The sequence below is a fragment of the Paracoccus sp. (in: a-proteobacteria) genome (assembly GCF_047973135.1).
Classification (GTDB): Bacteria; Pseudomonadota; Alphaproteobacteria; order Rhodobacterales; family Rhodobacteraceae; genus Paracoccus.
In genome coordinates this window covers 1-7300 of the sequence record NZ_JBKEBL010000290.1, presented here as the reverse complement: position 1 = coordinate 7300, position 7300 = coordinate 1, and the positions used below count along the sequence as shown (strand labels likewise).

Here is a 7300-nt window from a genome sequence, read left to right as displayed (position 1 = left end):
GGACAATGCCGCCTACCACAAAGGGCCAGACGTTCGGGATTTCCTTGCAAGGCCGGACTGCCGCATCCACCTGATCCAGCTGCCGCCCTATTGCCCCCACCTGAACCCGATCGAACGATTATGGGCCGTCATGCACCAATGCGTAACCCACAATCGCCACTACCCAACGCAAAAGCAGTTCGCGGATGCGATCCTCAGGTTCTTTCGCGAAACCCTGCCCAGAGAATGGAAAACCTTCCGCAGCCAAGTGTCAGACAACTTCAGGATCGTCACTCACGAAAAATTTCGGGTTTTGGAGTGAGGGCGGTATATCTTTTTTTTTACCGATCAGATGATCGGCAATGTCGGGATCAGGTTTCGCTTGGGTGTCTGGCATGCGCCCTCCTTCGGGTTGACGAGGGAGATTTACGCAATATTCGTAATGTGTCAACATAAAATACGATTATTTCGTATTCATTGCAACTTCAAAATTTTTGTCAAGAAATTCGCTCCGGGAACGATGCATGAACAAAAAAATGGGGATGGCGCATGTGGATGCGAGTTGTGGTGGTGGCAGCCATGTTCGCGGGATGGGACGTTACCCGCCTGCTTTTTCCGAGGTATTGGATGAGGGGTCGTCCAAATGGGTCAAAATCTCTGTCAGAGTGTCGGGCAGAATTCTTGAGCCGTCGCCACCAATGATGAAATTCGCGTCAACGTCGAATGATTTCCAATAAAAATCAATCATTTTCAGGGACGGCGCTCCTGCAACCTCCTGCGATTTGAATGTTGTGTAAGGCATCCCCGCACTTGCCGCGAGGTCTTTTGCCGTAAATCCCGTCGCCTTGCGAATCGCGACCAGCCTCTCGTGGATGGCCTCATTCGAGATTTCGCCACGCCTCATTCGCCGAATCTTTTCCATGTAGTCCATGCCTTCTAGTGACCAAATTACGAGATTTCCGCATCAAAAACACCACGTACCCTTAACGATACGAATATTACGTAATATCTATGCTCCCATGACAGTCTCGCTGCGCACATTCATCGAATCCCTGGGCGGCAGCCAAGCGGTTGCCCGTCAGATCGGCAAGCGGCCGACAACCGTCTACACCCATGTGCAATCCGAGGTGCTTCCAGCCGCTTGGTACGATGCAATGTGCAGCCTTTGCGAGACAAAGGGTATGCCAGAACCGGATCGGACGCTTTTCTCATTCATGCGACTTCCAGAGCATGCGGATGAAGCGCCATCCGAGTCGGCCAAGGGGGAGGCTTGATCGCCATTGGCGCATCGCGGCATCCGTCAAGTAAACAGTTCGTTCAACAGTTCTCATGCGTATCAGCATGGAGGTTTTGCCATGAAAAATCTTGCACATTCGTCCGATCCGGGTCTGGCCCGGAAATGGTTCCGGGTTTTGCTGTGGCGGGCCTTTCCAGCGGTGTCGGAGCGAGAGCTATCGGTCCGGGCGGCGGTGGTGCTGGATGTGTCGCCCCGGCAGGTCATCAACTGGCTGCGCGAGGAAAACGACGCCTCGCTGCGCTACGTCGCGGCCGTGATGGCAATTGCCGGGGCCGAAATCGTGTTCAAAGGGATCGAAGGGCGGAAATGACAAGGATCATCTGGCACCTGCTGGGCCGTTTTTGCGAGGCGCGGGCGCAGCGCGCCCTGACCCGCCATGTGCGGCTGTCGCGGCGGGCGGAAAAATTTTTTGGCGCATTGGGGGTGATACATGACGCAGGGCAGTGACCGAATTGCCCATCGTCCCGACATCGCCGCGCAGCCGTGGAAAGAGCGGCTGCAGTGGGCTGCGGATCACGGGGTCTGCGCAGTGGATTTGGCGCAGATCGTCGGGGTGCACCAGTCAACCGTCCGAAAGGCGTCCTATGCCTGTGGTATCAGGCTGGCCGCGAAAAAAAGCGTGCCGGAAATCGAGGCACAGGGGGCCGGGTGGGTCTATCCGGATGAGCCGACGGCTGCGGATTGCCGCCGGTTATGGGCTGCGGTGATTATTGAGTATTGGGCGACGGCCAACAGCCCGCGAAAGTCCGGCAGGCCGCATGAGATCAAGGCCGCAAGGCGGTGGTTCGGCGGCGCGGGGTTTCGTGAGGTGTGCGACCTTGCCGGGATCAATGCCGACCGTGTCCTTGCCGTCGTCAAAAGCGGGGCCACTTGTGATCGTCATATGCTCTACGGCTCGGTGCGGGGCGTGAAGGCTGTCGCTGCCGTGCTGGCCGCGCTGGCCGTGACTGGCCTTGCGTCGCCATCTGATGCCGCCCCTGCCGCGCGCTGGTCCGGGGCTGGCATCCATGCCTGCGACGGGCGTTGCGGGATGGATTGGGCTATCGGGCAGTTACCTGCCGGGGTGCGGGCGCAGTTGCGCGCGGCCATCGCAGCGCATCCCGAACCGTCCTATATCCCGGTGCATGATGGCGATGTGATCAGCCATATGGCCTATTGGCGCGACGGCGCGGCGCGGATGGATGCGCGCGGCACGGTGGTGGAGCGCGACGTTCCCGCCGCCGCATGGGGCTGGCGGATTGACGGCTATGCCTTTGTCAAACTGGGGGAATGTCAAAACTGGGCACTGGTCTTGGATGCGCGTGTCGCATCGGGCGGGATGTCGCTGCAACGGGCAGCGCGCGTCGCCGATGTGGTGGCCATGCCCGCGTCGCCATGGCCGTCCGGCAGGTTTCCCGCCGGGGGTTTCGGCTTCGGCGGATCGTCGGATGGCGATACCAGCGCCGTCGCGGCAACATCTTCGGTCATGTCCTTTTCCGCTTGGGCGGTCGATCGCAGCAACCATGTCATCGATGTGGCGCTGGATGGCGGCGGCTGCGGATGCCCGCCCGATCCTGTGCCATTCCTGCCATCCGTTCCTGCCCCTGCGGGCGGCGGGCTGCTGTTGACCGTTATTGGCGTTCTGGCCGCGTGTCGGAGGTGGTGCGCGTGATGGGTTACGGGATGGCGGTAACAGGCACATGTGCGGTGCGACACCTGACCGGCATTCCGGGCTGGCCCGGCCAACAGCCGTCTTTGCACGGCAGGGCAATCATATTTCCGCGCGATTCTGACTGCTTCGTTGCGCGCGGCAACTGGCGGGGCGGCATGCGCCGTTCCGCCTCTTTTATTCGTATCCACCGGGGGCGTCGGGAGCCGTCCCGGTGGTCAGCCCCGCCGTCTTCCTCCTCCCTGGCGGCGGGGCAACAATCTGAAAAGGTGACGACGTGATGCTGTTGATCGATACAGAATTGCTGACGGAACTGTCGCGGCACATGCCAGATCAGGGCGCGTCCGATCTAGCGAAGATTGCCGGGTTCATGGCCGCGGAAATCGACAGGGCCTATCGCGCCGGGCAGGCCAGCATGGCCGGGACATTGCCCAAGCCCGTCGCGGCGGTCGAAACGCAGCCCGCCGTTGTGGCGGCTGCGCAGGCGCTTGTCAGTCCGGAAAAGCCTGCCAAGTCCAAGCCAAAACAGCGGCGTGTCAGCCCGCCCGCGCGCGAGGGCGCATGGACGGATGGCGATGACCTGATGCTGATCCGGTGCCGAAAAGACATGGTCGGATATGCCGATCTGTCAAGGATCATGGGTCGATCAATCCGGTCGCTGCAATCAAGATACACCAAGCTGGTGCAGGCGGGTAAAGCGGTGCCGCATCGCGCTGCGGGTGGTGTTGCGCCGACAACCAAAAAACCCAAGACAACCAAAAAGCCCAAGGCAAAAGTTGCGGCAGTGCCTGCGCCAACCCCAAAGGCAGCGCCCGTGCCGTCAGATGAGACCAGCCTGACAGCCCGGCAGCGGCGGCTGGTTGCGCATCTGATCGCCCTTGGTGATAATTTTTCGTACGCTGACGATCTGGCCGTGATCGAGGGGCTGGTGCGCGGCAAAAAGGCCGCAGCGATTGCCCGTGATCTGGGATGCGCGGACCGGGATGTCATTGCCCGCTGGAAGGCGCTGAGATCAAACACTGACGTGACTGATCCGAAAGGGCTGATCACGCTTGACGGTCAGGCCGATCTGCTGATCGCAGCACGATACCTGGTGGCGCATGGCGATGCCTGATACCTGTCCCGCCACTGTTCCGGACTGGCCGTGGCTCATGCAGGTGTTTTCGGGCTCATGCCTGCTGCATGAGGACTGTACGATTGCCGATATCGTCCAGCGTGTCGGCGGCGGACGGCTGGCCTATCTGGCGACGCCTTACACCAAACTGGTGCTGGACGATGATCGTAATTTCGACTGGCGGGCGCATCTAAAGGTCAGGGTCCGCACATCCAGATGGGCTGCCGAACTGGCCATTGAGGGCGTTACCGCCGCATCACCGGTCCTGATGGCCTGCGCGATCTGCGAATCCGGCGTCACGGGGTGCCCGCACCCGCTGGATGAAGCGTTCTGGTCGCGCTGGTGCCAGCCCATGCTGGCTGCCAGCGGCGCGGTGATCGTGCCGCCGATGGCCGGATGGGACGTCTCGCGCGGGGTCTGGCGCGAGGTGTGCTGGTCGCTGCGCCAGAACCGGCCCGTCTATCTGATCGCCCCGCCGGAAACCGGGGGTGACGCATGAGCGGCTCCATTTTTCGTGAGGTGACTATCGGGGATTGCCGTTTGCTTCAGGGGGATGCGATGGCGCTGTTGCCCATGGTCGGGTCGGTGGATCACATCATCTGTGATCCGCCCTATGAACAATCGCTGCACGATCTGAAAAACAACGCAAAAAGGCGCATGCGCACCGATGACGGACCCGAGCTGCGCGGGCTGGATTTCGCGGGCATCGATGCGATCCGGGACGATTTCGCCAGGTTGTGTGCCGGTCTGTGCAAAGGCTGGTTTGTCGCCTTTTGCACGATCGAGGGCGTGGCGCGGTGGGCGGATGTCATCAACCCGCAGTCGATGAGGTACAAGCGGGCCTGCATATGGGTCAAGCCTGACCTTTTCGTCCCCGCGCCCAAGGCACCCGCGCAGGAGGTGCTGATATGATCGCCTGTGTCGCAACGGTGCGGACGCGGGTTTGCCAGCCGGGACCGGTCGCGCGCAGCGCTGCGACCAGATCGGCGTCTGAATTGTTACGCTATGGCGCAATATCGACTGCCCAATTGGCAAACCGCGCCACGAACGGCAGAGTGATTGCAAGTCCGCGTCCTGCGGGCCAGTCACGCGAAAAAGGCGTGGCCGGGTTTGACGACTCGCTTGTCTTGTGGCGCTCTAAGCCGCGCCTTGTGTGCGGCTTAACTATGTCTGGGCGCAATGGGAGACCGAAAGGTCTGCCGGTTCCACAAGGCCGGTTCGTCAACCTGTTGTCGCCCAGGCACCCGGTTGACGACGGGGTTCCGGGTTCATCTCGAACTTGTGGAGCCCCGTCATGAACGGACTGATCCCCCATACCCGATCGAATGGCCTTGCCGCAGGCCCGCTGACGATGTCCAGTCGCGAGACAGCGGGACATGTCCCGCCCTACAACCCCATGGCCTCGCGCAATATCGCGTTGACGCGGGTTTGCCAGCCGGGACCGGTCGCGCGCAGCGCCGTGACCAGATCGGCGTCCAGCCGGGCCGAAATGGACACCTTCGGATTTTCCAGCGGCGGACGCCCGCGGCGGGCCTCCTCTTCCTGCATCCCGGCAAGCAGTTCGGGATGCGCCTTGCGGAACGGGCGGGCGGTCGCAAGCTGTTCGTCGGTCAGTTCAGGGCTGTCCACCGCGTCCCAGTCCGCCCTTGTGTACCCCTTTTCGGCGGCACGGTCGGGGTCAAAGATTTCCTTGGTCATAGAGCAACCTTTCCTTTTTGCTGGCCGGGCGCATCGAAATCACGGACAGCGCTTCGCGGCCAAGTTCGAGACAGATCACCGTGATGACGCCGTTGTGCAGCGGGCCGATGGCGGCAAGCCGTCCACTATGGGCATCAAGTTCCAGCGCGGCGGCGAAAAACTCGGCCGTCAGATCGGCAAAGTCCATGTGGTGCTTGGCGATGTTCGCCTGTCGTTTGGGTTCGTCCCAGGTGATGATCCTGCTTTCCATGATTTCCGTGTATACGAAAAATCCGGCATTGGCAATATCTGTATATGCGGAAAATCGCGCCAATTGACAAACCGCGCCACGAACGGCAGAGTGGTCGCAAGTCCGCATCGCGCGGGCCAGTCACGCGAAAAAGGCGTGGCCGGGATTGGCCTCCTGTCTGTTCGTAGGCGCTCACCAAGCCGCGCCCTTTGTCGCGGCTTTTCCTATGGTCGGGCGTGCGGGAGCACCGCGAGGTGCGCCGTTCCTACGGGCGGTAAGGCCAATTCCGTGCGTCCGGCCGCCAGGGATTGGCCTCCCAGTGGTCGGGTAAACCCGAACCGTAGGAGACCGTCATGAACGGACTGATCCCACATACCCAATTGAATGGCCTCGCCGCAGGCCCGCTGACGATGTCCAGCCGCGAGATAGCGGGACATGTCCCGCCCTACAACCCCAATGCCTCGCGCAGTGCCGCGTTCATGCGGGTCTGCCAGCCGCGACCGTCGGCGCGCAGCCGTTCCAGAACGTCATTGTCCAGCTTGACCGTGACCTGCGATTTGCTGGAACCCGCCGGCCGTCCACGGCGGATGATCGGCGCATCTGGCGCGGCCTCCCAGGTGTCTGGGTCGTCGGCGATGGCACGGCGGATTTCCGCATCGTCGTCGGGCGCGTTGTCGTGGATGACGGGCGGTATTTTCTTAGCCATGGCTGAATTCCTTTCTCCAAAGGGCGATTTCGGTGTTGGTGGCGCGGCGCAGAGAGACGATGCGGATCGTGTTGCCGTGCCGTTCGGTCGTAACCACGGCGCAGAGCTTGTCGCCGGGTTAACCCTAACCTTCGGAGGCTCGCATGAGCAATCTGATCCACATCCCCATTCGAACAGCCTCGCCGCAGGCCCGCTGACGATGTCCAGCCGCGACTCAGCCGGCAGCATCCAGCGTCGGGATCGCGGAGACGTCGACGGTGCGGATCGCGTCCCATTCGTCACAGGCGGTCTGCATGCGCAGCCAAAGGCCGGGGCCATTCCCGAACAGCTTGCCAAGGCGCACGGCGACATCCGGGCTGACTGGCTTGCGTTCGGCCATGATGTCGTAAAGATGCTGGCGCGAGATGCCCAGCAGGCGGGCGATCTCGGCCTTGGGTTTGCCGGTCGCGGGGATGACATCCTCGCGCAGCAATTCACCGGGATGGGTCGGGCGGCGGTTCGGGTCGCGGGTCATGTCCGTCTCCTAGTGGTATTGTACAAGGTCGATCACGTAAGCATCGCCATCTGCGAACTCGAACGTGACACACCACGGGCCGTTGATATGGACCGTGTAGCGCGTCGGGGTGAAG

General features: G+C 61.6%; 12 protein-coding genes and 1 pseudogene. 7 read left to right on the top strand and 6 right to left on the bottom strand.

The window, feature by feature from the left end; translation table 11 throughout:
- Window positions 1–301: transposase (locus tag ACK5L9_RS21455; RefSeq protein WP_416913490.1), on the top strand; the 301-nt coding region annotated here is incomplete at its 5' end.
- Between the two features lie 276 nt (window positions 302–577).
- Here the strand turns inward: ACK5L9_RS21455 and ACK5L9_RS21450 are convergent.
- The gene (locus tag ACK5L9_RS21450) at window positions 578–901 is read right to left on the bottom strand and encodes a hypothetical protein (protein ID WP_416913489.1); all 324 of its coding nucleotides are present in this window, start codon (window positions 899–901) and stop codon (window positions 578–580) included.
- Between the two features lie 433 nt (window positions 902–1334).
- Here ACK5L9_RS21450 and ACK5L9_RS21445 point away from each other — a divergent pair, with 433 nt between their 5' ends.
- The 6 genes from ACK5L9_RS21445 to ACK5L9_RS21420 all read left to right on the top strand — a co-directional run bounded on the left by ACK5L9_RS21445 (window position 1335) and on the right by ACK5L9_RS21420 (window position 4950).
- Window positions 1335–1586 carry a hypothetical protein gene (locus ACK5L9_RS21445; RefSeq protein ID WP_416913488.1) on the top strand — a complete coding sequence of 84 codons (252 nt, stop codon included), beginning with the start codon at window positions 1335–1337 and terminating at the stop codon, window positions 1584–1586.
- Window positions 1583–1723, top strand: a complete 141-nt coding sequence (locus tag ACK5L9_RS21440) for a hypothetical protein (RefSeq protein ID WP_416913487.1) — start codon at window positions 1583–1585, stop codon at window positions 1721–1723. Before ACK5L9_RS21445 ends, ACK5L9_RS21440 begins: the two co-directional genes overlap by 4 nt.
- Complete coding sequence (locus ACK5L9_RS21435; protein WP_416913486.1) at window positions 1707–2927, top strand: hypothetical protein; 1221 nt, start codon at window positions 1707–1709, stop codon at window positions 2925–2927. The genes ACK5L9_RS21440 and ACK5L9_RS21435 overlap by 17 nt, the downstream gene beginning before the upstream one ends.
- Window positions 2928–3204: 277 nt before the next feature.
- On the top strand, window positions 3205–4038 hold the full coding sequence (locus tag ACK5L9_RS21430) for a hypothetical protein (RefSeq protein WP_416913485.1): 834 nt from the start codon (window positions 3205–3207) through the stop codon (window positions 4036–4038).
- Entirely contained in the window at window positions 4031–4537 is a 507-nt protein-coding gene (locus ACK5L9_RS21425; RefSeq protein ID WP_416913484.1) for a DUF1937 family protein, read from the top strand. Before ACK5L9_RS21430 ends, ACK5L9_RS21425 begins: the two co-directional genes overlap by 8 nt.
- A complete protein-coding gene (locus tag ACK5L9_RS21420; RefSeq protein WP_416913483.1) occupies window positions 4534–4950 on the top strand; it encodes a hypothetical protein in 417 nt (138 codons plus the stop codon). The genes ACK5L9_RS21425 and ACK5L9_RS21420 overlap by 4 nt, the downstream gene beginning before the upstream one ends.
- Here the strand turns inward: ACK5L9_RS21420 and ACK5L9_RS21415 are convergent.
- From ACK5L9_RS21415 to ACK5L9_RS21395, 5 genes and pseudogenes are all read right to left on the bottom strand, one after another.
- Window positions 4892–5029, bottom strand: a pseudogene (locus ACK5L9_RS21415) (BrnA antitoxin family protein); the annotation flags it as partial. The gene ACK5L9_RS21420 and the pseudogene ACK5L9_RS21415 overlap by 59 nt on opposite strands.
- Before the next feature lie 395 nt (window positions 5030–5424).
- Window positions 5425–5736, bottom strand: a complete 312-nt coding sequence (locus tag ACK5L9_RS21410; protein ID WP_416913482.1) for a BrnA antitoxin family protein — start codon at window positions 5734–5736, stop codon at window positions 5425–5427.
- Window positions 5717–6094, bottom strand: a complete 378-nt coding sequence (locus tag ACK5L9_RS21405; RefSeq protein WP_416913481.1) for a BrnT family toxin — start codon at window positions 6092–6094, stop codon at window positions 5717–5719. Before ACK5L9_RS21405 ends, ACK5L9_RS21410 begins: the two co-directional genes overlap by 20 nt.
- A 316-nt stretch (window positions 6095–6410) precedes the next feature.
- The gene (locus tag ACK5L9_RS21400) at window positions 6411–6671 is read right to left on the bottom strand and encodes a BrnA antitoxin family protein (protein WP_416913480.1); all 261 of its coding nucleotides are present in this window, start codon (window positions 6669–6671) and stop codon (window positions 6411–6413) included.
- A 214-nt stretch (window positions 6672–6885) separates the two neighbouring features.
- Window positions 6886–7185, bottom strand: a complete 300-nt coding sequence (locus ACK5L9_RS21395; RefSeq protein WP_416913479.1) for a HigA family addiction module antitoxin — start codon at window positions 7183–7185, stop codon at window positions 6886–6888.
- Window positions 7186–7300: the final 115 nt, after the last annotated feature.